Consider the following 24,706-nt stretch of genomic DNA (forward strand, 5'->3'; position numbering starts at 1 on the left):
GGACCCACCCGATGACAACGATCCACGAGCCGGGCGCCACCGCCCCGATCGAACCGACGGGTGGCTCGGGCCGCCTCTGGACGCCGCGCCTCGCCGCCGTCCTCACCGTGCTGGTCCTCGCCTCCGAGATCATCCCGGTCTCCGCCGTGCTCTCCGGCACGGCGCTGCCCGCGATCTCGACCCGCTTCGCCACCACGCAGGCGAGCTGGGCGATGACCATCGCGTTCCTCACCGCCGCCGTCGCGATGCCGCTGGTCGGCAAGCTCGCCGACATGTACGGCAAGAAGCGCGTCCTGCTGGGCGTGCTGGCCCTCAGCCTCGTCGGCTCGGTGCTGTCGGCCGTCGCGACGAGCTTCGCGCTCTTCCTCGTCGGCCGGGCGCTCCAGGGCGCGATCTTCTCGGTCGCGTTCCTCGCCTACTCACTGGTGCGCGACGTCTTCCCGGCCCGGATCGTGCCGTTCGCGGTGAGCGTGACGATGACCGGCACCGGCCTCGTGGTGGTGCTGCAGCCGTTCCTGGCGGGCTGGCTGATCGACCACCACGGCGTACCGGGCGTGTACTGGTTCCTCACCGTGCTCACGCTCGTGCTGACCCTGGCCACCCTGGTCGTCGTGCCGGAGTCGCCGGTGCGGTCGTCCGACTCGCGCCTCGACCTGCCCGGCGCCTTCCTGCTCGGCGGCTCGGTCGCCGCGGTCCTCGTCGGGGTCAGCATGGGCCCGCAGTGGGGCTGGACCGACACCGCGACGCTCGGCCTCCTGGCACTCGGCGTCGTGCTGTTCGCCGGCTGGATCCTCCAGGCCGGCCGGGCCGACCAGCCGCTGATCGACCTGAAGGAGCTGCGCCGTCCGGCGCTCCTGCTCAGCGTCGTCTCCTCCGGCCTGGTCTACGGCGTCGGCGCGACGACGAGCTCGTTCCTCGCGATCCTGGCGATGACGCCCCGCGCGCTCGGCCAGGACTACGGCTTCGGCATGACCGCCAGCGAGTTCGCGATCTTCGGCGTCGTCAACGGCATCGCGATCGTTGTCGGCGGGCTCGTGGTGGGGGCGACCGCCCGTCGTACGGGGGCGAAGGTGCACATGCTCGCGGCCGCCGTCCTCATCGCCGCAGGCGCGCTCCTCATGGCGCTCGGACGCGCCGAGGAGCCACTGGTCCTGGTCGGCTCGGCAGCCGTGCACCTGGCGATCGGCCTGTCCGGCGCGGCGATCCCGAATCTCGTCATCGCCGCGGTGCCGCCGGAGCGCCAGGTCGTCAGCTCGAGCCTCGCCGAGGTGAGCCGCACGCTGATGGGCGCGGTAGGCACGACGTTCGGCTTCGTCATCCTCAATGCCAACGTCCTCGCACTGGTCGGCGGTGCGCCGGTCTACAGCGGGCACGGCTTCGTCGGAGCGCTCGGCATGATCGCCGGCTGCGCCGTGGCCGGCGGTGCTGCCGCACTGTTCCTGCCGCGCGGGCTCGGGCGGCAGCGGACGTGAGGACGGCGACCGTCAGCCGCGGCACCAGGCGAGGTCGGTCCAGCGGACGAGCTTGCCCCACTGGCTGGTGCCGTAGCGGGTGTCCGTGCGGGCCTGCACCGACATCGCGTTCTCGAGGGGGACGTAGGCGCTCCACGCGGACCCGCGGCCCTGCCCGTTGTAGTAGTAGTACGTCGGTCCGTTGGCCATCCAGGGGCTCCACGGGTTGCGATAGCTGCGCGCGGTCTTCACGTTGACCTGGAACCGCGCCTGGCTGAGGAGCCGGTCGGCGCGGCTCAGGTCGAGGTCGAACCGGACGGTCTTGAAGCCGTTCCCGTCGTGGCGGTAGCGGCACGCCGCGACGCGCACCCCGCGCACGGTCTTGTACAACGTCGTGGTGCCGACGGTCGTGTTGCCGCTGGCGGCGACGCGCTCTCCCAGGGGAGCCGGCGCGGCGCCGGCGGTGGGGATCGGCGCCCCCGACGGGGCGAGAGCGAGACCGGCGGCGGTCAGGGTGACGGCGAGAGTCGCGAAGCGGCGGAGCACGGGAACCTCCCAGGTTCGTTGACGGCGCTCCGCCACCTGCCCGCCGACGCGCGAGGGCAAACCCCGGCTAGCCCCGTTGCCGTCCGAGCGCCCCCTCCAGCACCCGTACGGCGGCCGGGTAGCCCCCCGGGTCCGGCCCGATGTACGACAGCCGCAGGTACGGCGCCGACGGCTCCGCCGGGAACCACTCGTCACCGCCGGCCACCCACACCCCGTCGGCCGCGCAGTCGCGGACCAGCCGCTCGACGTCGGTGCCGCCCGGCAGCCGTGCCCACAGGTGCAGCCCGCCCGGCGGTACGACGTCCAGCGCGACCGACGGGGCGTGCTCGTGCAGGCTCTCGACCAGCAGGTCGCGGCGCTCCCGCAGCTGGGCGCGCAGCCGGCGCAGGTGGGTGCGCCAGGCGGGGTCGCTGACCACCTCGAGGGCGGCCTGCTGGAGCAGTCCGCTGACGTACATCGACTCGGCCGAGCGGTCGCCGAGGATCCGGTCGCGGGCCGGGCCGCGGGCGATGACGGCGGCGACCCGCAGGGCCGGCGAGACGCTCTTGGTCAGGGAGCGCAGGTAGACGACGTGGCCGGCGTCGTCGCGGGCGGCGACCGGGCGCGAGGTGGTGTCGATGCCGAAGTCGTGGGCCCAGTCGTCGTCGACGAGGAAGGCGCCGTGGGCGCGGACGACGGTGAGCACCTCGTCGGCGCGCTCGACGCTCCACTGGGCGCCGGTGGGGTTGGCGTAGTTGGGCTGGGCGTAGAAGGCGCGGGCGCCGGTCTCGCGGAACGACCGGTCGACCTCGGCCGGGTCGGGGCCGGCGCCGTCGTCGGAGACGGGGACCGGCACCAGCTCGACGCCCGCCTGGTGGGCCGCCTGGATCGCGCCCCAGTAGGTCGGGGACTCCACCAGCAGCGACTGGCCCGGCGCGACCAGCGCGCGGAAGATCGACGAGAGCGCGCTCTGGCTGCCCGGCGCGATGACGACATCGGCCGGGGTCACCGCGCCCAGGTGGGCGGGGGTCGCGTCGGCCAGCTCGGCGGCGAACCACGCCCGCAGCTCGCTCATGCCCTGAGCCGGCGGTCGGGCCGTCGCGGCGGCGCCGCGGGCGGCCCGGCCCAGCGCGGTGCGCACGAGCCGCTCGGGCAGCAGCTCGGGTCCGGGGTAGCCCGCGTGGAGCACCTGGGCGTCCGGCGGCGCGGTGAGCAGCGGACCGGCGATCCGCGGCAGGTTGGCGCGCGGGGTGCGCAGCGCGGCGGTCTGCCAACCGAAGTCGGGCCCCCGGGTGGGCCGCACCGCGCGGACGAAGGTGCCCACCCCCGGCCGGCTCTCCACGAGGCCCTCGGCGACCAGGCGGCGCAGCGCCTTCTGCACGGTGACCGGGCTCGCCTCGTGCTGCTGGACCAGCGCGCGGGTCGACGGCAGCTGGGCACCTTCGGGCGCGTCCCGGATCCAGGCGCGCAGCGCGGCGACGATCCGCGCACTGCTATCGTTGTTCATGTCAGCACAGAGTAGCGCTATCGTCTCCCGTCGGCACCTGCTATCGACGGTCCCGGCCGGTCTCGCCTGGGGGCTCCTCGGGGTGCTGGCCTTCTCGTTCACCGTCCCGCTCACCCGGGTCGCGCTGCGCGACCTCGACCCGCTCTTCATCGGCGCGGGCCGCGCGGTGGTCGCCGCGGCGCTCGCCGGGACCGCGCTCGCGCTCAGCGGCCAACGGCTCCCCCGCGGCGCCCAGTGGGGCCGGCTCGCCGTCGTCGGGGCCGGCGTCGTCGCGGGGTTCCCCCTCCTCACGTCGTACGCGCTGACGGAGGTGCCGGCCAGCCACGGCGCCGTGGTGATCGCCGTCCTGCCGGCGGCCACCGCGGTGATCGCGGTGCTGCGGACGCGGGAGCGGCCCGTCCCCGCCTTCTGGCTGTACGCCGGCCTCGGCTCGGCCGCCGCCGTCGGCTTCGCCGTCGCCCAGAGCGGCGGCGTGAGCCACCTGCACCGCGCGGACCTGCTGCTGTTCACCGGCGTGATCGCCTGCGCCACCGGGTACGCCGAGGGCGGCGTCCTGTCCCGCGAGCTCGGCTCGTGGCAGACGATCTCGTGGGCGCTCGTGCTGTCGGCGCCGGTGATGGCGCTGCTGACCACGGTCAGCGTCGTCCGCCAGCCGCCGTCGGCACCGCCGGTGGCCTGGCTGTGCTTCGGCTACCTCGCGGCGATCAGCATGTTCCTCGGCTTCATCGCCTGGTACCGCGGGCTCGCGCTCGGGCCGATGGCGCAGGTCAGCCAGGTCCAGCTCGTCCAGCCGGTGCTCAGCATCACCTGGGCCGGCCTGCTCCTCGGCGAGACGATCACCTGGCTCACCGTCGCCGGCGGGCTGACGGTGATCGCCTGCGCCGGGCGGGCTACTTCTTCCCGCGGCCGTAGAGTCCCCGCACGACCTTCGTGAGCTGCTTCTCCTCCTTGGCCGTGCGGCGGAAGGTCGTCAGCGCGATCGCCGGCTTGAACCGCTGGCGGGCGATGGCGTGGGGGTAGGTGAACTCGCGCAGGCCGTCGGGGCCGTGGATCCGCCCGAAGCCGGAGTCGCCCACCCCGCCGAAGGGCAGCGTCGGAATGCCCGCGAACGAGATGACGCCGTTGATCGCGGTCATCCCGGCGCGCAGCCGCTCGGCGATCTCCATGCCGTGGTCCTTGGAGAAGACCGTCGAGCCGAGCGCGTAGCGGGTGCCGTTGGCCCGCGCGACGGCCTCGTCCATGTCCTTGACCCGGGTCACGGTGACGGTGGGCCCGAAGGTCTCCTCCTGCACCGCCGAGGAGTCCTCGGGGACGTCGACCAGCACGGTCGGCTGGACGAAGCGGGCGCCCTCGGGCACCGGACCGCCGACCAGCGCACGGCCGCCGCGGGCCAGCGCGTCGTCGACGTGGCGGCGGATGATGTCGACCTGCGAGGGCATCGTGATCGGGCCGACCTGGCCGCCGGGCTTGGCCTCCAGCTCCTGGGCCTGGCGGACCAGGTGGTCGAGGAACTCGTCGTAGACGCGGTCGTGGACGTAGACCCGCTCGACGCCGGCGCAGGTCTGGCCGGCGTTGGCGGCGGCGCCCCAGAGCGCGGCCTCGGCGGCCTCGGCCACGTCGGCGTCCTCGGCGACGATGAGCGCGTCCTTGCCGCCCGCCTCGATGACGACCGGGGTGAGCGTCTCGGCGCAGGCCGCCATCACGCGCTTGCCGGTCGCGGTGGAGCCGGTGAAGGCGACCTTGTCGACGCCGGCCGCGGTCAGCGCGGCGCCCGTCTCGCCGTACCCGGTGACGACCTGGAAGACCGGGCTGCCCACGGCCTCCTGGAAGGTGCGGGCCAGCCACTCGCCGACGCCGGGGGTGTACTCCGAGGGCTTGAAGACGACGGTGTTGCCGGCCGCGAGGGCGTAGGCGATGGAGCCCATCGGGGTGAAGACGGGGTAGTTCCAGGGGCCGATCACGCCGACGACACCGAGCGGGCGGTACTCCACGCTCGCGGCCTGGTTGACCATGAGCAGGCCCGGCGCGACGCTGCGCCGCTTGAGCACCTTCTCGGCATGACTCGCGGCCCAGGCCAGGTGGTCGACGGCGAGCGCGGTCTCGAGGAGCGCGTCGCCGGTGGGCTTGCCGGTCTCGCGGGACATGAGCGCGGCGAGCTCGTCCATGCGGCGGGCGATGAGCTTGCGCCAGCGCACGAGCGCCCGCTTGCGGCCGTCGTACCCGAGGGCCTGCCAGCGGGGCGCCTCGGCGCGGGCGCGGGCGACGGCGGCCCGGACGGCCTCCGCGTCGTGGATCGGGTGGGTGCCGACCACGGCACCGGTGGCCGGGTCGAGCGAGGTGAAGGTCTGCGCGGCGGGAGCGGCCGGCGCGGCGTCGGTGCTGGTCACGCCTCGAACTTACTCGCCGGTCACCTTCAGCGGAATGGGCCGACGAACAAGATGACGAGCACCACGTGGGCACTCACCACAACGGCGGCGATCGCGACGGCCGCCACCGGGCGGCGCCGGGCGACCCACTCGGCGCCCTGGTAGGCCAGCGTGATGAGCGCCAGCGCCACCGTGACGTGGAGCAGGACCGCCAGCGCGATCCCGCCGACCACGCCCGCGATCGCGAACCGGCCCCAGGTCAGCCCCAGCAGCAGCGGTACGACGACCGCGCCGGCCAGGCCGCCGACGAGCTCGGCCGCGAACGGCCGGTCCCCCATCCACGGCACGACGTCGACCACGTCGAACAGGTCGAGCGTGGCCAGCACCCCCAGCACCGCGACCACGAGCAGGCTCATGCCGGCCGCGGCGCGGTAACGGAGGTGCCGCGCGGGCGACCACGCCGCGGAACCGGACCAGATCGTGCCGAGGGTGACCGCGGACCAGACCAGCCAGCTGCGCACCGGCCCGGTGTCGGTGTCGCGCATCGCCGCCCGGAACACCCGGTCCGCCGCGACCCGGTCGAGCACGTGGCCCTCGACCGAGAGGTACGTCGGCGGCTCGTGCCGGCCGTGCACGAGACCGTCGTGGAGCAGCGCCGGCGGCAGGTGCCGCCCGGTCCGGGGCACCAGCCAGGTGAAGATCGTCGGGACCGAGGTCAGGTCGGTCTCGAACGTGCCGGGGTCGGCGGGGACCAGCAGGTCGCCGTACTCGCGGTCGCGGTAGGCGATCCGGTGCAGCATCCGGAAGCTCTCGGTGCGCCGGTGCACGTCCCCGGACTCGACCCGCTCCAGCACCACCCGCGGCGGATCGGCGGACCCCTCGTCGTGGAACCGCTCGGGTTCCGGGGTGAGCGCCGACCAGGGGCTCACCGGCAGTCGCCCTGCCCCAGCCGGACCAGCCCGTTGAGGTCGCCGGTCGCGAAGTCGCGCAGCCCGCTGCCGTCGGGGTTCATCAGCTCGCGGTCGGAGTCGACGTGGTCGAGGCCGACCAGGTGACCGAGCTCGTGGAGCAGGATCGCGCGCTGGAAGTCCTCGCCGTCGCGGCGGTCCTCCAGGTCGTCGAAGGAGTCCGCGTCGAGGGTGACCCCGCCGGTGACGTACCAGCGCCACTCGGTGCCGTCGCCCGACTGGGCCGTCGCCCCGCCGACACCGGCCACGTCGCCGGACAGCTCGTCGACCTCGTCGTCGGTCGCCCAGGCGATGAGGACCGGCTCGTGGCGGCCGAACCGGACGCTGCCCTCGGTGTCGGGACGGCGGTCGGTCGTGCCGTCGTACGTGAACCGGAGGCCGGTGATGCCGGCGACCTCGGCGATGCCCTCCTTGACGAACGCGACCGCGTCGTCGTCGCTGCCGGGGGCCTGGTCGGGGTTGATCTCGTAGCGGATCTCGCGGCACGGGTCCCAGGTGACCGGCTCGTCCTTGCTGCCGCGCTGGTGCTGGAGGAAGGCGTACGTGCCGCCCTTCTCGACGTCCGCCGGGTCGCCGAGCCGGTCGCCGCCGATCCCGACCACACGGCGTAGCGCGTCGAGCTCGCTGCCCGGGCCGAGCAGCAGGATCACGACGAAGATCACCGCGCTCAGCAGGAGGACGGCGCCGGAGCGCCAGCGCTCGCTCATCCGATGCCCGCGGGGTCGGTGACCGGGCGCTCGCAGACGAAGCCGCGGCAGACGTAGGCCGCGGGGAGGCCGTCGAGCGTCGTACGGCCGGCGAGGAGGGGGATCTGGCCGCTCGCGGCGGTGGCCTCGGTGGTGGCCACGACGACGGCGCCGGGCAGGGCGAGGGCCTTCAGCTCGAGGGCGTCGCGCGCCGGTCCGGCCGGTCCGACGACGGCGACCTCGAGCGGTCCGTCGAGCATCGTCGTCGCGGCGGCCAGCGACCACCCGGCGAACCGCGGCGCCTTGTCGGCGAGTACGGCCGCCGTCGCGAGCGCCCGCTCCGCGGCATCGCGGTAGCGGCCCTCGCCGGTCAGGGCGTGCGCCTCGACCAGCGCGTGCACGAGCGCGCTGAACCCGCTCGGCGACGCGTTGTCGCCGGGGTCGCGCGGCCGGGTCACGAGCACCTCGGCATCGTCCCGGGTGTCGTAGAAGCCGCCGTCGGGCGCGGCGAACCCCGCCAGGGCGCTGTCGATCAGCGCCGTCGCGTGCCGCAGCCAGCGGGGGTCGGCCGTCGCCTGGGCGAGTGCCAGGAAGCCCGACGCCACGCACCCGTAGTCCTCCAGCACTCCGGCATGGGCGCCCGCGACACCGTCGCGCGAGACCCGGAGCAGCCGGCCACCGTCGCGCAGGTGGAGCCGGACGAGCAGCTCACCCGCCTCGACCGCCGCCTGGCGCAGGTCCTCGCGCCCCAGCCGCCGCGCCGCGTCGAGCAGCCCACTGATCGCCAGGCCGTTCCAGCCCGCGACGACCTTGTCGTCGCGGGCCGGCCGAGGACGGGCCTCGCGGGCCTCGCGGAGCCGGGTACGGATCGCCACGAGCCGCGCCCGCTCGGCCGGGTCCTCCGGGAAGTGGCGCAGCTGGAGGGTCGACATGCCGTCCTCGAACGTGCCCTCGCTGGTGACCTGGAAGAGCTCCGCCGCCCACGCGCCGTCGTCCGGCCCGAGGACCGCGACGAGCTGGTCCGGCGTCCAGGCGTAGAACAGCCCCTCCTCGGCGTGCCCGCCCGGCTCGGCCGGGCTGTCCGCGTCGAGCGCCGAGGCGAACCCGCCCTCGGCCGTGCGCAGCTCGCGGAGCAGGAAGTCCGCCGTCTCCCCCGCCACCCGGTCACCCTGCTCGGTCCCGAGCCGCGCGTAGAGACCCAGCAGCTGGGCGTTGTCGTAGAGCATCTTCTCGAAGTGCGGCACCACCCACGCCCGGTCCACCGCATAGCGCGCGAACCCGCCGCCCACCTGGTCGTACATGCCGCTGCCGGCCATCGCCGCGACCGTCCGCGCGAGCATGTGCCGGGCCTCCTGGCAGGCCTGGCCGTCGTACCGGCGGAGGAACTCGAGGACCATCGTCGGCGGGAACTTGGGGGCGTTGCCGAAGCCGCCGGCCATCGCGTCGTACTCCTGGGCGAGGGTGGCGACCGCCCCGTCGATCCGGTCCCCCGTCAACGCGTACGCCGGCAGCGCCGCCTCGTCCCGCAGGTGCGCGGCCACCTTGCCCGCCGTCGCCCGCACGTCGTCCCCCTTGGTCACCCACGCATCACTCAACGCCCGCAGCACCTGCGTGAACGACGGCGACCCGTGCCGCGGCTGGTCCGGCAGGTAGGTCGCCGCGAAGAACGGCGCCCCCTCGTGATCCATCACCACCGTCATCGGCCACCCACCCTGACCGGTCATCGCCGTCGTCGCCTGCATGTAGACCGCATCGACGTCCGGCCGCTCCTCACGGTCCACCTTGACGCTCACGTAGTGCTCCTTGAGGTAGGCCGCCGTCGCCTCGTCCTCGAACGACTCGTGGGCCATGACGTGGCACCAGTGGCAGGCGGCGTACCCGACACTCAGCAGGATCGGGACGTTGCGGCGCCGGGCCTCGGCGAAGGCCTCCGGGCCCCACTCCCACCAGTCGACGGGGTTGTCGGCGTGCTGGAGGAGGTAGGGGGACGTGGCGTTCGCCAGGCGGTTGACCATGGTCTCGACCTTCATCGGTGGCGGAGGCAATCACGCGTGCGCGCGGAATGGTCCCAGCCTAGGGGGCTGCGGAGTCCTCGGGCTCGGCGCAGCCGACAGGTCCCGCAGCCCTAGCGGCCCGCGAGCCCCCGCTCGATCGCACCGACCACCTTGGGCCGCAGGTCGCGTGCCGCGATCACCTCGTCGACCGAGCCGACCTCGACGGCGCGGTGGATGTCGTGGACGCCGTCGAACTCGGCGGCGACCTCGGCGATCTTGTCGGCCCGCAGCTGTGCCCGGAGCTCGGCGAGCTCGACGACGAGGGCGCCGCGCTCGCCGTCGTCGGCGTGGTCGATGCGCTCCTGGAGCTCGGCGACCTTGGGGTCGGCGGCGGCGCGCTTGGCGACCTCGGCGGCGAAGACGACGGCGGCCGCGGGGGCGCCGCCGAGGACCGAGGCGTAGGAGCCCTCGATGGCGAGGACGGTCATCGACGGGTTGAGCTGCTTGGAGAACACCACGAACGCGCCGCCGTGGTAGCGGGAGATCACGCAGAACACGATCGGGCCGTCGAAGTTGACGATCGCGCGGCCGATCTCGGCGCCGTACTCCAGCTGGAGGTTGCGCATCGACTCCGGGGAGCCGTCGAAGCCCGACAGGTTCGCCAGTACGACGAGCGGCCGGTTGCCGGAGGCGGCGTTGATGGCGCGGGCGACCTTCTTCGACGACCGCGGGAACAGGGTGCCCGCGGTGTAGGTGTCGGGGCCGTCGGTGGGAGGGAAGCCCGCGCGGGGCACCGGCTTGGACTCGATGCCGACGAGGCTGACCGGGTAGCCGCCGATGCGGGTGTCGACGACGACGGCGGTGTCGGCGTCGGCCATGCCGGCCCAGCGCTCGAGCATCTCGTGGTCGGCGTCGGCCAGGGCCCGCATCACGGTGCGGATGTCGAAGGGCTTCTTGCGGTCCGGGTTGTGGTCGGGCGAGAAGATCTCGCCGACGGTCGCGAAGTCCGTACCCGGGTGCGGGTACGACGTCACGTCGCGCTGGACCGGGTCGGTGGACGGCGCGCGCCGCGGCCCGGACTCGCTGGGGGCGACGTAGGTGTGGTCGTAGTGCGCCATCAGCACGCCGAACGCACCGGCCAGGTCGGGCACCCAGTACTGAGCCTGGCCGTTGGGGCCCATCACGCGGTCGTAGCCGCCGATGCCGTGGTTGTCCTCGGCCGAGACCCCACCGGAGAAGTCGAGGGACTGCTTGCCGGTGAGCACCATCGCGCTGTCCGGGGTCATCACGAGGATGCCTTTGGTGTGCATCAGCATCGTCGCCTCGGCGTTCCAGTACGGCTGGGCACCGACGTTGATGCCCGCGACGACGATGTTGATCTCGCCGCCGTCCTGGGTGAAGTGCACGATCCGGCGCAGCGCGGCGGCCACCCAGTCCATGTTCTCGGTGCCGCTCTCCATCGAGATCCGGGCACCGGCGGAGACGGCGAACCACTCGACCGGGACGCCGAGGCTCTCGGCGAGGTCGATGGCCGCGATCACGCGGGCGCACTCGGGCTCCGACAGCGCGCCGAGGGACATCAGCGGGTCACCGCAGAGCACGACGCGGGTGACGCCCTCGGGGTGCAGCGGCGTCGGGGTGGAGACGACGGCGACGATGATGCCGGCCTTGTTGTGGCCGGGCGCCCGGTCGACGGGCACGAGGACGCCGGTGTCGTCGAGGTCGTGCTCGACGACGGTGCCGCCGCCGGCCAGGACCTGCTGGAGCTCGTAGGGGTAGACCAGGCCCCGGCGGCGGGCGCGGAGCACCTTGCCGGCGTACTCGTCGAGGGGGGCCAGCGGCTCGGTGGGCGGCGCGACGATGTCGGCGACGACCCCGGCGCCCGGCTTGGCGTGGAAGCGGATGGCCAGCGGGGTGGTGGTGCCGTCGGGTCCGGCGACCCGGCCCTCGGCGAGCACCTCCTCGATCCCGGCGCCCTCGCTGAGCGGGGTGATCTTGCCCTGCAGCGCGGTGAGCTGGTCGAGGTCGGCCTCGACCACCGGCCACACCGTCACCCAGACGTGGTTGACGTCGAGCTGGGTGCCCGCACGGCCGCGCGCCGTACGGACCCGGCGGATCGCCTCGAGGCAGTTCTCGACCGCGCGCTCGGCGTGCGGGAGCGCGATCACCCGCCCCTCGTCATCGCGTACGACGGCCAGCTGGCGCACCTGCGCGGCCGCGACCAGGCGCCGGTCGGCCGGGTTGGTGCGGGCCACGCACTCGTAGAGGAGCACGTCGTCGGGCGCGGGGAGCCGGGTGACGTCGAACTCCGCGAGACGCCCCAGGTTGAGCCGCCGGCCGACCATCGGGTGCATGCCGCGGACCAGGGTGTCCTCGACGAGCGCACCGCCCTCGGGACGGAACGTGAAGTAGTCCACGGGCTGGGGCGCGGCCGGGCAGACCGCGACCGAGACGCGGCGGGCGCGCGCGGCGAAGTCCTGGCCGGCGAGCATCGCGGCGACCTCGGCCGAGGCCCGGTCCGGGTCGGCGGGCGCGTCGGGCCAGCGCAGGTAGATCTCGACGACGTCGTCGTGGTCGGCGGTGAGCGCGCCGGCGATCGCGGCGCCGAGCGCCCCGGTCGGGTCGGCCAGCTCGGTGACGTCGCCGACGGTGGAGACGACGCGGGTGGCGCCCTTGTCGTCGGTGGCGTACTCGGCGTGCACGACCGGCCGGCCGCCGGCGCTCGTGACGGTCAGGTCGTGCAGGTCGTACTCGAGGTAGTGGCGCCGGATCAGCACCTCCAGCAGCGGCTCGCGCTCCGGCAGGCCGTCGGCGAGGCGGTCACGGAGGAAGCCGACGAGCTGCTCCGGGATCGCGGTGAGGGCGGCGATCCGGGCATCTCGGTCCGGAGCGGAGTCGTCGGCGAGGGCGGCGACCTCGGCGGCCACGCCGTCGAGCACCGCCCGCCGCGCGTCGTCGACGAGCGGCTGGTCGAACCAGGCGAACCGGACCGAGCGGGCCAGGTCGCCGACCACCGCGAACCGGAGCTGGGTGGCGCGCACCAGGCGCTCCAGCAGCGCCCGGGCCTCGGCCTGCTCGTCGGCCGGGAGCGGCGGCGGGGTGCTCAGCCAGCGCTGCAGGACGCCGACCGCGATGTCGACGTCCGAGGGGTGCTGCTGGGCCAGGAAGATGCGGAACACCGCCCGCTCGAGCTCGGGCGTGCGCTCGAGGTCGGTGATGCCGTAGTGCGCGAGCGCCCGGGACAGCTTGTCGCGGAAGTGGTCCGGGAGCGCCCCGCGGTCGGGGTCGAGGCTGCGCAGGTAGGTGTGGAAGTGCTCCCGCGAGCTGTGCACCCGGAGCTCGGTGTGGGCCTCGTCGCCGGCGGGCCGGTTGCGGCTCAGCTCGGCGACGTCGGCGAAGAGCTCGAGCAGGTCCATCTCGGCGCGCAGCGCGCTCGGCTCGCGGGTGGCGAGGTGACCGGCGAGCAGGGTGCCGCGCTGGTCGGGCGCGATGTCGTAGCCCAGCAGCTGGCCGGCGAGGGCGCCGAGGCTGTCGGTGGCCACGCCGGCCCGACGCGAGGTCGGCAGGTCGAGGTCGGCGCTCGCCGTACCGGCGCCGGCGGCGGGTGCGCCCACCTCGTCGGCGTCGCTGGTCGGGTCCAGGCGCACCAGCGGCGCACCGGTCTCGACCTGGCCGCCGACCCGGACCAGCAGCTCCTTGATCCGGCCGGCGAACGGCGCGGGGAGCACGGTCTCCATCTTCATCGACTCGAGCACGAGCACGGGCTGCCCGGCGGCGACCTCGTCGCCGACCGCGACCGGAGTGGCGACCACGAGGGCCGGCGCGGGCGAGCGGACCATGCCGCCCTCGTCGCGGCTGACCCGGTGCATCACGTCGTCGACCTCGACGAGGTGGACCGTGCCGTGGGTCGCGGTCACCAGGCGGTAGCGGTGGCCGTCGACGGTGAGGCGGCCGTGCACGTCGTCGATCCGGTCGAGGACCGCGGTCACGGTGCGCTCGGCACCGCCGCCGGCGACGGTCACGTCGTACTGGGCGCGGCCCGTCTGCCGCACGGTCAGCGCGTACGTCGCCCCGCGCAGCTTGAGCTCGATCGTGCGCGACGGGTCGTGCTGGACCTGCGGGCGGCCGCCCTGCGCGGACTGGAGGAACCGCGCGATCTCGGCGCCCTCCTCCTCGTCGTACGCCTCGATCGCGGCGGCGACGAGCGCCACGCCCGAGTGCCGGGCCGACTGCAGCCGGCCCTCGCCACGGACCCGGTCGATCCAGCCGGTGTCGGCCCAGGCCGGCGTACCGACGGTGACCTCGGACTGGTCGAGCAGGTCGAGGATGAAGCTCTTGTTGGTGGCGCCGCCGTCGATGACGACGGTGGTCTCCCCCATCGCCCGCCGCAGCCGGGCGAGCGCCTGCTCGCGGTCGGCGCCCCACGCGATGACCTTGGCGATCATCGAGTCGAAGTCGGCCGGGATGACGTCGCCCTCGGCGACACCGGTGTCGACCCGGATGCCGGGCCCGACGGGCAGCTCGAGCCGGCTGATCCGGCCCGGGGCGGGCGCGAAGTCGCGGTCCGGGTCCTCGGCGTTGAGCCGAGCCTCGACGGCGTGACCGCGCTCGGCCGGGCGCTCCCCCGCAAGCGGAATGCCGCGCGCGACCTGGATCTGGAGGGCGACCAGGTCGGTGCCGGTCACCTCCTCGGTGATCGGGTGCTCGACCTGGAGACGGGTGTTGACCTCGAGGAACGCGAAGGTGCGCGTGCCGGGGTGGTAGAGGAACTCCACGGTGCCCGCGCCGGCGTACCCGACGGCGTTGGCGAGCCGCTCCGCGGACGCCTTGAGGTCCTGGGTCTGCGCGTCCTCGAGCAGCGGGGACGCCGACTCCTCGATGACCTTCTGGTTGCGGCGCTGCACGGAGCAGTCGCGCACACCGATCGCCCAGGCGGTGCCCTGACCGTCGGCGATCACCTGGACCTCGACGTGGCGCGCGTCGGTGACGAGCTTCTCCAGGAAGACGACACCGCTGCCGAAGGCACGCTCGGCCTCGTCCCGGGTGCGCTGGTAGGCGTCGGTCAGCTCCTCGGCCGAGGTAACCTTGCGGATGCCCCGCCCGCCGCCGCCGGCGGTGGCCTTGAGCATCAGCGGGTAGCCGACCTCGTCCGCGCTGGCCAGCGCCGCAGCCAGGCTGTCGACCCCACCGCGGCTCCACGGCGCCACCGGTACGCCGACCTCCTCGGCGATCAGCTTGGAGCCGATCTTGTCGCCGAGCTTGCGCATCGCCTCGGCGCTGGGGCCGATGAACGTCACGTCCAGTCGCGCGCACAGCTCGGCGAACGCCGGGTCCTCGGCGACGAAGCCCCACCCGACCCAGGCCGCGTCCGCGCCGCTCGCGACCAGCGCACGCTCCAGGACCGCGAGGTCGAGGTAGGGCCGGTCGGCGGCCGCCCCCAGCAGGTACGCCTCGTCGGCCTCCCGCACGAAGGCCGAGCCCGCGTCGACGTCCGTGTGGAGCGCGATCGTCCGGATCTGCTCGCTCCCGGACGTGTGCCGGGCGTTGATGTCCCGGACGGCGTGGATGAGACGCATGGCGGCTTCGCCGCGGTTGACGATGGCGATCCGCGAGACCTGAGGCACGCTCCCGACCCTTCCATCCGGAGCGGGCCCGGCTCCAGTGGAGATCCCACAGCGTTGACGAGGATTGGTTGTTGACCCTCAACTCACGGACCTCACGTTCCGGCCGCGCCGGGCGTCTACCTGCTGAGAGCAAGGAGACGCCCATGGAGACCCGACACACGGTCGTGGACACCGACCTCGGCCCGATCACCCTCATCGCCACCCGCGGCCCGGACGGCGACGCGGTCAGCGGGCTGTACTTCCGCAGCCACCGGCGCCGGCCCGCCGCCGCGGACCTCGGGACCCCCGTACCCGTGGCGGAGGACCTGCTGCTGGGCGAGGCCGCGACCCAGCTCGTCGACTACCTCGGCGGCCGGCGGCTCGCGTTCGAGCTGCCGCTGGCGGCCGCGGGCGATGGCTTCCAGCAGCGGGTCTGGGCGCTGCTGGGGCTGGTCCCGCGCGGCACCACCACGACGTACGGCGAGATCGCCGCGCGGCTCGGCGACCGCTCCCTCGCGTGGCAGGTCGGTCAGGCCGTCGGCGCGAACCCGCTGTGCGTGATCGTGCCGTGCCACCGGGTGATCGGGGCGAACGGCTCCCTCACCGGGTACGCCGGCGGGCTGCGCCGCAAGCAGGCCCTGCTCGCGCTCGAGGAGCAGGACGCGCGCGTCGCGGGCCGGCTCTTCTGACCCGTGCCCACCGCGACGTACACCCTGCTCGGCCCCGACGGCCGCCCCTACCCGTCGTCCGTCCCGGGCTCGTGGGGCGGGCACCGCCGCAGCCGCATCTACGGCCGCCTCGACTGTCCCACCGCGCTGCTCGCCATCGCGCGCGGTGGCTACGTCGCCCACCGCGTCTTCTTCGCCGACGAGGACACGGCCGTCGCCGCCGGGTACCGACCGTGCGGCGCGTGCTGCCCCGACCGCTACCTGGTCTGGAAGCAGCGCCGCGACCGACGGGTCGAGGTCGCGCCGGGGGCCGTCCACGTACCGGGGTGGCTCGACCTCCCGGCGCAGGCGCGGCTCGTCGCACACTTTCACCGGTGGGCGGCCGGGCCGGTGCCGATCCGGGCGGCCAAGGTCCGCGGCCACGAGATGTCGGTGCGCACCGTGTGCCTGGGCTGGCACTGGCAGCCGTACCGGTACTCGCGCACGGCCGACGACGTCAACGACGCCCGGGTCCTCCCGCTGCCCGACTGGCTCGCCGATCTCGGACGGCGAGCCCTCGCCGACGCCGGGTGGTCGCCATCCGAGGCCGCCCGGTACCGGCCCGACGCCGCCCTGGTGAACTTCTACGACGCCACGGCCCGGCTCGGCATGCACCAGGACAAGGACGAGCACTCCCCCGCGCCCGTCGTGTCGTTCTCGATCGGCGACGACTGCACCTTCCGGTTCGGCAACACCGAGCACCGCGGCCGGCCGTACGACGACCTCCGGCTCCGCTCCGGAGACCTCTTCGTGTTCGGCGGCCCCGCACGTCTCGCCCACCACGGCGTCCCCCGGATCCATCCCGGCACCGCGCCCGAGGGCTGCGGGCTCGAGCACGGCCGGATCAACATCACCCTGCGCGTCACCGGGCTCCCCGGCTGACCTGGTTCCGCTCAGGCGTAGAGCGGATGCCAGTCCCGCCGGAAGTCCGGATGGGAGCTGTAGCCCAGCAGCATCAGCTCGACGGCCCGCGAGGGACGGAGCGGGTCCGCGTGGTCGAGCGCACGGCGATCGCGCGCGCAGAGGTCGAGCTGCTGCTCGACCAGACCCGCCAGGTCAGGGTCGCCCTCGCGCACCTCGGCCCAGTAGGCCTCGCGCTCGGTGATGCGGTCCACCAGGAACCGGATCCGCTCCATGCCTCAGTGTCGGCCGCACGGCCGAGCAGGGCAAGGGTGCCGGCCGGCGGCCTCAGTCGCGGGCGGTCGAGGGGGCGCGGTGGTTGCGGTAGTCGAGGTCGGCGTACTCGGGGTGGCGCACGATGAAGGCGTGCACGAACGGGCACACCGGCAGCACCAGCCGCCCACTCCCCCGGACGTCGTCCAGCGCCGCGCGGATCAGGCGCGAGCCGACGCCGGCGCCCTCCAGCTCACGGTCGACCTCGGTGTGGGTGAAGACGATCAGGTCCTTCGCCTCCTGGTAGGCCGCCAGCCCCACCTGGGTGTAGCCGAGCCGGATCTCGTACCGGCTGAGGTCCCGGTTGTTCGTCACCGTCAGCTCGTCGTGGTTCACCGCGTTCATCCCTGGTCCTCCGTCCGACGGCCCCCGAAGTGCCAGCGATGCACCTCGACCGCATCGTAGCGATGGGCGGCGAGGACCTCCCGCGCCGCGTCGAGCCCCGCGGCCCGGACCAGCACCGCCGTACCGAGCCAGGTCTGGCCGTCGTCGGACAGCAGCGCACCGCAGCCGATCAGGTCCTCCGAGTCCGGCACCACCGGCTCGGGCCCCGGCTCCGGCCCGAGCCCCAGCACCAGGTAGCGGTCGTCCCCGTCCCTCCCCCCGGCGAAGTCCCACATCGTGCGCCCGAGGTCGTTGCGGAAGCGGCGCACCAGCACGTCCCGATAGGCCCCCGCCTGGTACGACGGCTCCTCGAACGCGAAGCGCCACGCTGCCGCCGGGTCGGCCAGACCGAGCACGTGGACGCTGCCCGTGAGCACCTCGCCCGTCGCGTCGAACGTCGGCCCCCGCGCGATCATCGTCTCGGCGAAGCCGTCCATGTAGGACCAGTGCTCCTCGACGAGGGCCCGGCGCAGGTCGCCCGAGCCGGGCCGGTCGCGGTGGTAGACGAGGAAGTCCATGCCCCAGTTCTACCCGGCCGCCGGGCGGTGGGGGCGCCGGCCGGCGATCGTCAGCCGCCGGCCCGGGCGGGCAGCTCGGCCAGGGGCCGCTGCGGCAACCGGGACCAGTGGACGCCCTTGGCGTCGGTGAAGGTGAGCGTCACGGCGTACTTGTCGGTGCTCATCACCGGACGGTAGGCGGACTCGTCGGCGATCCGGTCGGGGAACCGGTCCTCGCGTTGCCAGGGATCGACGAAGTAGAGCCCCGGCGGCAGGAACCGCAGGACGACCCGACCCTCACCGTGCGCCTCCGAGGCGGCGAGCACCTCCAATCCGTAGACCAGCGAGTCGGAGGTGTTCGCGAGCATGACGCCGTAGGTCTTGTCCGCGGTCCGCAGACTCGGCCAGACCGCGATCCGCGCCGCCTGGCCGCGGCGGCGCGACTCCTCGGCCCGGTTCTCGCGATCGCGCTCCAGCGCATGAGCAGCCTTGGCGTAGTAGCCCGCGGTGACCGCCGCCGCGACCGCGCACAGGCCACCCAAGGCCGCGAGCCACTCTGCCCAGGATCCTGACTCCATGACTACCCCCCGATGTCGGCGTCGGCGCCAGGTTAGGTGACGTCACGAACCGGTCAACAAGAAGTGCCAGCAGGCGGAACGGCTCAGCGACCCGTCCAGCGCGGCTCGCGCCGCTCGAAGAACGCCGTGATCCCCTCGGCGACGTCCGCCGAGGCCAGCAGCCGCGCGTGCGCGGCGTGGCTGGCGGCCCAGCTCGCGGACTCGTCGCCGTTGATCTCGTCGTGGGCCAACGCCAACGCCTCCCGTACGGCGAGCGGCGCGTTGCCGCTGATGGTGGCGGCCAGCCCGAGCGCGACGTCGAAGGTCGCGCCCGGCTCGACCAGGCGGTTGACGAAGCCGAGCCGCTCAGCGCGCTCGGCGTCGATCGGCTCGCCGGTCAGGAGCATCTCGCGGGCGACGTTGGCGGGGAGCACGCGGGGGGCGCGGAAGACGCCGCCGAAGTCGGGCAGGAGGCCGCGCTTGACCTCGGGGAAGCCGAAGGTGGCGGTCCGGGAGGCGACGACGAGGTCGCAGGCCAGGACCAGCTCGAGGCCGCCGCCGAGGGCGTAGCCCTCGACCGCGGCGATCAGCGGCTTGGGGCGCACGCGCGACATGATCCCGGCGATGCCGCCGCGCTCGGTGGGCTCGCCGGGGCCCTCGGCGAGGTCGGCGCCGGCGGAGAAGACCGACGGTCCGCCGGTCAGCACGCCGCACCAGAGGGAGTCGTCGTCCTCGAGGAGGTTGAGGGCCTCGTCGAGGCCCTGGGTGACGGCGCCGTTGATGGCGTTGCGCTTGGCCGGGCGGTCGAGACCGATGACGAGGGTGCGGTCGACGCGGATGGTCTGGACGGCCGGGGCACCGGTGCTGTCGCTCATGCGGGACAATCTAGGGATGACCATGGAGATGTTCATCCACGACGAGATCCCGTCCGGCGAGGTCGACCGTCGCGAGAAGGTCCTCTCCTCGCTCACCGACTCCGTCCGCGACCTCGTCGACGCGACCATCCGTAGCACGGTCGCCGACGACGAGCTGGTCGCCGTACGAGACGAGGTGGACGCGCTCGTCGCCCGGCTGCGCGCCGCCCAGCTGCCGGGTCCGGCGGGGGTGCGGTTCAACTCCGAGGGCCGCTCGTGGAACTGGGGCAACGCCGTGGTCGGGCGCGGCAACGCGATCGCGCCGCCGGTGCTCAACGTGCACGACGACGCCAGCGCCAGCGCGTACGCCGAGGTGACGCTCGGCGCGGCCTACGAGGGCCCGCCGGGGATGGTCCACGGCGGCATCTCCGCGCTGCTGCTCGACCAGATCATGGGCGAGACCGCGAGCGGCTTCAAGCGGCTCACGATGACCGGCACGCTGACCCTGCGCTACCGCCGTCCGCTGCCGCTCGGGCCGGTCCGGCTCGAGGCGCGCATCGCCGACGAGAACGGCCGCAAGATCACCGTCGAGGCGAGCATCGGCGTGCCCGGCGAGGAGGCCGCGGTCGAGGCGAGCGGACTGTTCCTGATCCCGAGCTGGGCGCCGATCGACGAGACCGAGCAGGGCTGGTCGCGCTCGGCCGAGGGCTGAGCTGAGCGCTGACCCGATCGCTAGGGCCGGTCGACCAGGTCGGCCAGCCGCGGCGGCGCCTGCAGGCAGTAGGAGTCGGTGAGCAGCTCGCCGAGCTCGACCCAGTCGGTGTCGTCGTCGATGAGCATGCCGACGACATTGCCGCCCCACTCCGCCCGGAAGTACGGCGCCCCCAGGTGCTGGAACGCCATCACCTCGTCGGGCTCGGCGCGGAACACGATCCGGTAGAGCTGGTCCTCACCGCCGAACACGTGGGCCACCGTCGAGGTCGTCCCGGACACCCGCCAGCGCACCCCCACCCAGGCGTCCTCCTCGGCGCACTCGGGGAGCCGGGCGAAGATCGCGCGCAGCCGCGAGACGTAGGCGCCGGGGACGTCAGGACGGGTCGGGCGAGGCACAGCACGAATGTCCCACACGCCGCCGACAGCCCGGCACTGTCCATGCTCGCGCCTAGCGTGCGGGACATGAACCGCACCGACCGTCTCTACGCGCTGGTCGAGGAGCTGCGCGCCGCCGGCCCCCGAGGACGTACGGCGAGCCAGCTCGCCGCCCACTTCGAGGTCAGCGTCCGGACGGTCGAGCGCGACCTCAGCGCCCTCGGCCAGGCCGGCGTACCGCTGGCGACCAAGCAGGGCCGTACCGGTGGCTACAGCCTCGACCCGTCGATGACGCTGCCACCGCTCAACTTCACCCCGCGCGAGGCGACGGCGCTCGCGATGGCGCTCAGCAGCAGCGCCCACGTGCTGTTCGCGCGCGATGCCCGCTCGGCGCTGCAGAAGATCGTCGCCGCGATGCCGCCGGCCGCGCTCGCCGAGGCCCGCACGGCGGCGGCCAAGGTGCGGCTCGTCGTACCGCAGGGGGCGGCGCCGGACGCCGACGTCGCCGAGACCATCTGGCAGGCGGTGCGCCGGGGCCAGGTCCTCCGGATCGGCTATGTCGACATCGACCGCGTCGAGTCCGAGCGCGAGGTCGAGCCGCAGCACGTGGTCGTCGGCCCGCGCGGGTCCTACCTGACCGCCTGGTGCCGGCTGCGCGAGGACGACCGGGTGTTCCGGATGGACCGGATCACCCGCGCCGAGCGCACCCCCGCGCTCCCCCGCGGTCCGCGCCGGCCGATCGAGCCCGAGATCCCCGGGCAGCTCATCGCCCGGCCGGAGGCCGCGCTGGGCCCGGAGAAGATCCTCGCGATGGCCGCGGAAACTCCGACATAGGGCTGTCGCCAACCGCTGGGAGCGTGGTCGTCGTACCCACCCGACACCTCCAGGAGGACCCACCATGACCACCACCCCCGCCGCCCCGCCCGTCCCCGGCACCGTCGCCTGGTTCGAGATCGCCACCGACGACCCGGGCGCCGCCGAGACCTTCTACGGCGGCCTCTTCGACTGGTCCTTCGCCGCCGACGAGGCCTCCCAGGCCGGCGGGCTCGACTACCGCCTGGTCACCGCTCCGGGCGGTGGGGGCGCACCCTCCGGCGGCATCTTCGGCACCGGCGGCCGGCTGCCGGGCCACGCCGTGTTCTCGATCCTCGTCGCCGACGTCGCCGCGACCTGCGTGGCGGCCGCCGAGCTCGGCGGCACGGTGCTCAGCCAGCACCTCGACGTCGGGCCCGGGGTGCCGACGTTCGCCTACCTGCGCGACCCGGCCGGCAACCAGTTCAGCGTGTTCTCCCCGCCGGCCCGATGAGCCGATGAGCCCCGGACACGGCGAAGGGGCCCGACCGGTAGGTCGGGCCCCTCCTGGCCCAGGCTCGCGCCGGGGCTACACGGCGCGGGCTGGTCAGCCCAGGTCGACGATCGCGGCGACGGGGCCGCCACCCTCGGGACCCTGGTGCGCGGCCGAGACCGACACGAAGACGGCCGGGTCGCCCGTGACGGCGGCGGTCACGCCACCGACGCACGACTTGATCTGGCGGTGCCAGTGCACGTCGGAGTCGTCGAGCATCGCGTTGCGACGACCCCGGACCTCACCGTTCTGCGAGGCCTCGCACTTGAGGAACACGTTGACCAGGCGGCCGTCGAGGTCCGCGGTGCGCGGGCGCTCGGGCAGGTCGAGGCCGGCGTTCTTGATGGCGTCCCAGATGCCGTCCTGGTCGAGCGCGTCGTTCATCACCGAGTGGCCGATGCGGTAGCGGCCGCCGACGCCCTTGGCGTTGCCGACCACGACGATCTGGGCCTGGTCCAGCTCGACACCCGAGGAGCACGAGGCCACCGACGAGTACAGGTCGCGGTTGTTCATCACGTCGGCGTCGGTCGGCATCTCGATCTCGCCGAGGGCCACGGCGATGCCGAGGCCGGTGACGCCGTTGGACAGGTCCATCGACTCGTGGGTGTGCTCGGTCCAGACCTCCTTGCCGCGGCTGTGCGCGTCACGGATGGTGTGGATGGTGAGCAGCGGGGTCTTGGTCTGCACGTAGTGCACGTCGGCGACGTCGGTGATGCCGGCACGCTCCATGGCGACCTTCACGCCCGCGGCGACCTTCTCGATCATCGCGACGTAGCCGATCTCCTCGGGCAGGATCGGCTCGCTCATCGCGAAGCCGACCGTGAGGCGCTGCTCGTCGCGGCTCGGGTCGTCCTCGGGGACGTCGACCGTGGCGAAGATGGTGGCGTGGGGGCTGATCACGCCGTCGGTGCCGCCGGACCACACGATCGGAACGCCCTTGACCTGCTCCTCGGGGGCGCCCTTGGCCATCAGGACCTCGCGGAAGGCGCGGTCGGCGATGATCCGGGTGTAGTCGTTGACGCCGCCGTTGCCCTCGGTCTTGCCGATGATCGCGATGACGCGGTCGGCGGCGAAGACGCCGTCGTCGATGAGCTTGGCCAGCTCGGAAGCGTCGGCGACGGAGTGGATCGGGACCTTACGGACCTCGATGGCAGAAGGCATGTCAGGCTTCCTTTCGGTTAGGGGTGACGATCGTTCCGGCCTTGCCGGAGGCGGCAGCGACGATGCTGCTGAGATCGGTGATGACGCCGAGGCGGCCGGACCGCTCGACGAAGCGGCAGATGGCGTCGACCTTCGGCCCCATCGAGCCTCCGGCGAAGTGCCCGGCCGCTGCGTAGGAACGCATCTGGTCCAGGGTGACCTCGCCGATGTCCTCGGCCTCCGGCGTACCGAAGCCGAGGATCGCGTGCGCCACGTCGGTGGCGATCACGAGCATGTCGACCTCGACCGCGCGCGCGAGCAGCGCGGCGCCGAGGTCCTTGTCGATGACCGCCTCGACGCCGGCGAGCGTGCCGTCGGGACGACGGACGGTCGGGATGCCCCCGCCGCCGTTGGCGATCACGACGAAGCCGGCGTCGACGAGCGCGACGGCGGCGGGCGCGTCGATGACCTCGAGCGGCTCGGGCGAGGCGACCATGCGTCGCCAGCCGCGCTCGCCGCGGTCCTCCCACGTCTCACCGTGGTCGATCATCGTCTGCGCCTCGTCGGCGGACAGGTAGCGGCCGACCGGCTTGCTCGGCGCCGCGAACGCGGGGTCGGCGGCGTCGACGCGGGTCCGGGTGACCAGCGCCGCGGTGGGACGGGCGATGCCCCGCGCGGCGAGGGCCGCGTCGAGGGCGTTCATCAGGATGTCGCCGAGGGTGCCCTGGGTCTGGGCACCGCACCAGTCGAGCGGCACGGGAGGTACGACGGGGGCAGCGAGCTCGTTCTTGACGAGCAGGTTGCCCACCTGGGGACCGTTGCCATGGGTGATCAGGACCTCGACGCCTTCGGCGACGAGGTCGGCGACCGCCTCCATGGCCTCGGTCGCGGCAGCGATCTGGTCCTCCGGACGGGCCTTGCCGTCCGGCGACGTCATCGCGTTGCCGCCGAGGGCGAGCAGGATTCTCATGACTGCGAACCTAGTGAGCCGGGTCACCCGCGTTCATCGTGAGGATCAGCCAACTCCCGGCGTCAACCCTGGCAACTCCTGCCAGCCAGCTCCCGGGACAACACTTCACCAAGACCTGCCGGCGCGCGGCCGAGCAGCGCACCGAGCGGCACGCCCCCGGTCGGGAGCCCGTGGTCGTCGTAGTAGGCGAACATCGCGCGCAGCCAGACCCGCTCGCGCTCGTCGAGCCCGGTCGCGCTCTCGTCCCAGTCGTCCGGGTCGATCCGGCGTGCGAGCACCTCGTGACCGAGCACCGTCGCGGCCGCGACGGCGACGTCGGCGACGCTGACGAGCGCCGGTCCCCCGAGCTCGTACGTCGCCCCGACGTGCCCCGGCCTGGTCAGCACCACCGCGGTGGCCGCGGCGACGTCGTGCAGGTCGACCAGCCCGAACGGCGTGTGCACCGCATAGGGGACGTCGAGCCGGGCGGCACCCCCGGAGCCGGCCGCGGACTCGGCGCCCGCGACGAGCGCGGGCACGAAGTTCTGGACGTAGGCGCAGGGCTGCAGGATCGTCCACTCCAGCCCGGAGCGGCGGACCAGGTCCTCCGCCTCGGCCTTGCCGACGTGGTGCGGCATCGCCGGCACGTAGGGCGAGGCGACCGAGTGGTAGACGATCCGGCCGACGCCGACCTGGTGGGCCGCGGCGAGCACGGCGGTGACGTACCCGGGCTCGTCCGGGTGGAGGTTGGGCGCGATGACGTGCACCGCGTCGGCTCCGGCCAGGGCGGCCGGCAGATCACCGAACGCGGCCCGGCCCAGGGGGCGTGTCGCCACGCCCGCCTGAGCCAGGGCCGCGCTGACGGCGCGGCCGGTCTTGCCCGATCCTCCGAGGACCGCGACCTTCACGGC

23 protein-coding genes are annotated in these 24,706 nt (G+C 73.8%); 7 read left to right on the forward strand and 16 right to left on the reverse strand.

Annotated elements, in window-relative coordinates:
* Nucleotides 1–11 precede the first annotated feature (11 nt).
* Nucleotides 12–1,472 carry an MFS transporter gene (locus CCO04_RS23080; protein ID WP_215816503.1) on the forward strand — a complete coding sequence of 487 codons (1,461 nt, stop codon included), beginning with the start codon at nucleotides 12–14 and terminating at the stop codon, nucleotides 1,470–1,472.
* Between the two features lie 12 nt (nucleotides 1,473–1,484).
* Here the strand turns inward: CCO04_RS23080 and CCO04_RS23085 are convergent, their stop codons facing one another.
* Complete coding sequence (locus CCO04_RS23085) at nucleotides 1,485–1,997, reverse strand: hypothetical protein (RefSeq protein WP_215816504.1); 513 nt, start codon at nucleotides 1,995–1,997, stop codon at nucleotides 1,485–1,487.
* Between the two features lie 67 nt (nucleotides 1,998–2,064).
* Entirely contained in the window at nucleotides 2,065–3,483 is a 1,419-nt protein-coding gene (locus tag CCO04_RS23090) for a PLP-dependent aminotransferase family protein (RefSeq protein ID WP_215816505.1), read from the reverse strand.
* Here CCO04_RS23090 and CCO04_RS23095 point away from each other — a divergent pair.
* A complete protein-coding gene (locus CCO04_RS23095) occupies nucleotides 3,482–4,417 on the forward strand; it encodes a DMT family transporter (RefSeq protein ID WP_215816506.1) in 936 nt (311 codons plus the stop codon). The two genes, CCO04_RS23090 and CCO04_RS23095, sit on opposite strands and share 2 nt — an antisense overlap.
* Here the strand turns inward: CCO04_RS23095 and CCO04_RS23100 are convergent.
* The 5 genes from CCO04_RS23100 to CCO04_RS23120 form a co-directional block, all read right to left on the reverse strand.
* Complete coding sequence (locus CCO04_RS23100) at nucleotides 4,374–5,870, reverse strand: aldehyde dehydrogenase family protein (protein ID WP_215816507.1); 1,497 nt, start codon at nucleotides 5,868–5,870, stop codon at nucleotides 4,374–4,376. The two genes, CCO04_RS23095 and CCO04_RS23100, sit on opposite strands and share 44 nt — an antisense overlap.
* Nucleotides 5,871–5,896: 26 nt before the next feature.
* Entirely contained in the window at nucleotides 5,897–6,778 is an 882-nt protein-coding gene (locus CCO04_RS23105; protein WP_215816508.1) for a DUF1353 domain-containing protein, read from the reverse strand.
* Nucleotides 6,775–7,524, reverse strand: a complete 750-nt coding sequence (locus CCO04_RS23110; protein ID WP_215816509.1) for a matrixin family metalloprotease — start codon at nucleotides 7,522–7,524, stop codon at nucleotides 6,775–6,777. Before CCO04_RS23110 ends, CCO04_RS23105 begins: the two co-directional genes overlap by 4 nt.
* Nucleotides 7,521–9,533 carry a thioredoxin domain-containing protein gene (locus CCO04_RS23115; RefSeq protein ID WP_252373722.1) on the reverse strand — a complete coding sequence of 671 codons (2,013 nt, stop codon included), beginning with the start codon at nucleotides 9,531–9,533 and terminating at the stop codon, nucleotides 7,521–7,523. Before CCO04_RS23115 ends, CCO04_RS23110 begins: the two co-directional genes overlap by 4 nt.
* Before the next feature lie 95 nt (nucleotides 9,534–9,628).
* Nucleotides 9,629–15,121, reverse strand: a complete 5,493-nt coding sequence (locus CCO04_RS23120) for a carboxyl transferase domain-containing protein (protein WP_215816510.1) — start codon at nucleotides 15,119–15,121, stop codon at nucleotides 9,629–9,631.
* A gap of 143 nt (nucleotides 15,122–15,264) precedes the next feature.
* On the opposite strand from CCO04_RS23120, the gene CCO04_RS23125 reads away from it, so the two are divergent.
* Both CCO04_RS23125 and CCO04_RS23135 read left to right on the forward strand, forming a co-directional pair.
* Entirely contained in the window at nucleotides 15,265–15,789 is a 525-nt protein-coding gene (locus tag CCO04_RS23125) for a methylated-DNA--[protein]-cysteine S-methyltransferase (RefSeq protein WP_215816511.1), read from the forward strand.
* 3 nt (nucleotides 15,790–15,792) lie between these two features.
* Complete coding sequence (locus tag CCO04_RS23135) at nucleotides 15,793–16,689, forward strand: alpha-ketoglutarate-dependent dioxygenase AlkB (protein WP_308281471.1); 897 nt, start codon at nucleotides 15,793–15,795, stop codon at nucleotides 16,687–16,689.
* 11 nt (nucleotides 16,690–16,700) lie between these two features.
* Here the strand turns inward: CCO04_RS23135 and CCO04_RS23140 are convergent, their stop codons facing one another.
* From CCO04_RS23140 to CCO04_RS23160, 5 genes are all read right to left on the reverse strand, one after another.
* Nucleotides 16,701–16,943: a hypothetical protein gene (locus CCO04_RS23140; protein WP_215816512.1), complete on the reverse strand. Its 243-nt coding sequence runs from the start codon at nucleotides 16,941–16,943 to the stop codon at nucleotides 16,701–16,703.
* 52 nt (nucleotides 16,944–16,995) lie between these two features.
* On the reverse strand, nucleotides 16,996–17,325 hold the full coding sequence (locus CCO04_RS23145) for a GNAT family N-acetyltransferase (protein ID WP_215816513.1): 330 nt from the start codon (nucleotides 17,323–17,325) through the stop codon (nucleotides 16,996–16,998).
* The gene (locus CCO04_RS23150; protein ID WP_215816514.1) at nucleotides 17,322–17,882 is read right to left on the reverse strand and encodes a YciI family protein; all 561 of its coding nucleotides are present in this window, start codon (nucleotides 17,880–17,882) and stop codon (nucleotides 17,322–17,324) included. Before CCO04_RS23150 ends, CCO04_RS23145 begins: the two co-directional genes overlap by 4 nt.
* Before the next feature lie 50 nt (nucleotides 17,883–17,932).
* A complete protein-coding gene (locus CCO04_RS23155) occupies nucleotides 17,933–18,439 on the reverse strand; it encodes a hypothetical protein (RefSeq protein ID WP_215816515.1) in 507 nt (168 codons plus the stop codon).
* An 83-nt stretch (nucleotides 18,440–18,522) separates the two neighbouring features.
* Entirely contained in the window at nucleotides 18,523–19,293 is a 771-nt protein-coding gene (locus tag CCO04_RS23160) for an enoyl-CoA hydratase-related protein (protein WP_215816516.1), read from the reverse strand.
* A gap of 16 nt (nucleotides 19,294–19,309) precedes the next feature.
* On the opposite strand from CCO04_RS23160, the gene CCO04_RS23165 reads away from it, so the two are divergent.
* Nucleotides 19,310–19,984: a PaaI family thioesterase gene (locus CCO04_RS23165; protein ID WP_252373723.1), complete on the forward strand. Its 675-nt coding sequence runs from the start codon at nucleotides 19,310–19,312 to the stop codon at nucleotides 19,982–19,984.
* 20 nt (nucleotides 19,985–20,004) lie between these two features.
* Here CCO04_RS23165 and CCO04_RS23170 read toward each other — a convergent pair whose 3' ends face one another.
* On the reverse strand, nucleotides 20,005–20,382 hold the full coding sequence (locus tag CCO04_RS23170) for an MmcQ/YjbR family DNA-binding protein (RefSeq protein WP_308281472.1): 378 nt from the start codon (nucleotides 20,380–20,382) through the stop codon (nucleotides 20,005–20,007).
* A 66-nt stretch (nucleotides 20,383–20,448) separates the two neighbouring features.
* Between CCO04_RS23170 and CCO04_RS23175 the strand changes: the two genes are divergently transcribed.
* Nucleotides 20,449–21,195, forward strand: a complete 747-nt coding sequence (locus CCO04_RS23175) for a YafY family protein (protein WP_215816518.1) — start codon at nucleotides 20,449–20,451, stop codon at nucleotides 21,193–21,195.
* A gap of 64 nt (nucleotides 21,196–21,259) precedes the next feature.
* Entirely contained in the window at nucleotides 21,260–21,667 is a 408-nt protein-coding gene (locus CCO04_RS23180; protein ID WP_215816519.1) for a VOC family protein, read from the forward strand.
* A 93-nt stretch (nucleotides 21,668–21,760) separates the two neighbouring features.
* Here CCO04_RS23180 and CCO04_RS23185 read toward each other — a convergent pair whose 3' ends face one another.
* The 3 genes from CCO04_RS23185 to CCO04_RS23195 all read right to left on the reverse strand — a co-directional run bounded on the left by CCO04_RS23185 (nucleotide 21,761) and on the right by CCO04_RS23195 (nucleotide 24,703).
* Nucleotides 21,761–22,867 carry a ring-opening amidohydrolase gene (locus tag CCO04_RS23185; RefSeq protein ID WP_215816520.1) on the reverse strand — a complete coding sequence of 369 codons (1,107 nt, stop codon included), beginning with the start codon at nucleotides 22,865–22,867 and terminating at the stop codon, nucleotides 21,761–21,763.
* Nucleotide 22,868: 1 nt separating this feature from the next.
* On the reverse strand, nucleotides 22,869–23,816 hold the full coding sequence (locus CCO04_RS23190) for a carbamate kinase (protein WP_215816521.1): 948 nt from the start codon (nucleotides 23,814–23,816) through the stop codon (nucleotides 22,869–22,871).
* 62 nt (nucleotides 23,817–23,878) lie between these two features.
* Nucleotides 23,879–24,703, reverse strand: coding sequence for an SDR family oxidoreductase (locus tag CCO04_RS23195; protein WP_215816522.1), 825 nt, complete (start codon nucleotides 24,701–24,703; stop codon nucleotides 23,879–23,881).
* Nucleotides 24,704–24,706 lie beyond the last annotated feature (3 nt).

It is taken from the genome of Pimelobacter sp. 30-1 (genome assembly GCF_018831735.1).
Taxonomy (GTDB): Bacteria; Actinomycetota; Actinomycetes; order Propionibacteriales; family Nocardioidaceae; genus Nocardioides.

Bases quoted from the DNA above. Each gene is read 5' to 3' on its own strand.
- CCO04_RS23080 (WP_215816503.1), top strand. From the start codon at position 12: ATGACAACGATCCACGAGCCGGGCGCCACCGCCCCGATCGAACCGACG.
- CCO04_RS23095 (WP_215816506.1), top strand. From the start codon at position 3,482: ATGTCAGCACAGAGTAGCGCTATCGTCTCCCGTCGGCACCTGCTATCG.
- CCO04_RS23090 (WP_215816505.1), bottom strand. From the start codon at position 3,483: ATGAACAACGATAGCAGTGCGCGGATCGTCGCCGCGCTGCGCGCCTGG.
- CCO04_RS23110 (WP_215816509.1), bottom strand. From the start codon at position 7,524: ATGAGCGAGCGCTGGCGCTCCGGCGCCGTCCTCCTGCTGAGCGCGGTG.
- CCO04_RS23115 (WP_252373722.1), bottom strand. From the start codon at position 9,533: ATGAAGGTCGAGACCATGGTCAACCGCCTGGCGAACGCCACGTCCCCC.
- CCO04_RS23125 (WP_215816511.1), top strand. From the start codon at position 15,265: ATGGAGACCCGACACACGGTCGTGGACACCGACCTCGGCCCGATCACC.
- CCO04_RS23140 (WP_215816512.1), bottom strand. From the start codon at position 16,943: ATGGAGCGGATCCGGTTCCTGGTGGACCGCATCACCGAGCGCGAGGCC.
- CCO04_RS23145 (WP_215816513.1), bottom strand. From the start codon at position 17,325: ATGAACGCGGTGAACCACGACGAGCTGACGGTGACGAACAACCGGGAC.
- CCO04_RS23150 (WP_215816514.1), bottom strand. From the start codon at position 17,882: ATGGACTTCCTCGTCTACCACCGCGACCGGCCCGGCTCGGGCGACCTG.
- CCO04_RS23155 (WP_215816515.1), bottom strand. From the start codon at position 18,439: ATGGAGTCAGGATCCTGGGCAGAGTGGCTCGCGGCCTTGGGTGGCCTG.
- CCO04_RS23160 (WP_215816516.1), bottom strand. From the start codon at position 19,293: ATGAGCGACAGCACCGGTGCCCCGGCCGTCCAGACCATCCGCGTCGAC.
- CCO04_RS23165 (WP_252373723.1), top strand. From the start codon at position 19,310: ATGACCATGGAGATGTTCATCCACGACGAGATCCCGTCCGGCGAGGTC.
- CCO04_RS23175 (WP_215816518.1), top strand. From the start codon at position 20,449: ATGAACCGCACCGACCGTCTCTACGCGCTGGTCGAGGAGCTGCGCGCC.
- CCO04_RS23180 (WP_215816519.1), top strand. From the start codon at position 21,260: ATGACCACCACCCCCGCCGCCCCGCCCGTCCCCGGCACCGTCGCCTGG.
- CCO04_RS23185 (WP_215816520.1), bottom strand. From the start codon at position 22,867: ATGCCTTCTGCCATCGAGGTCCGTAAGGTCCCGATCCACTCCGTCGCC.
- CCO04_RS23190 (WP_215816521.1), bottom strand. From the start codon at position 23,816: ATGAGAATCCTGCTCGCCCTCGGCGGCAACGCGATGACGTCGCCGGAC.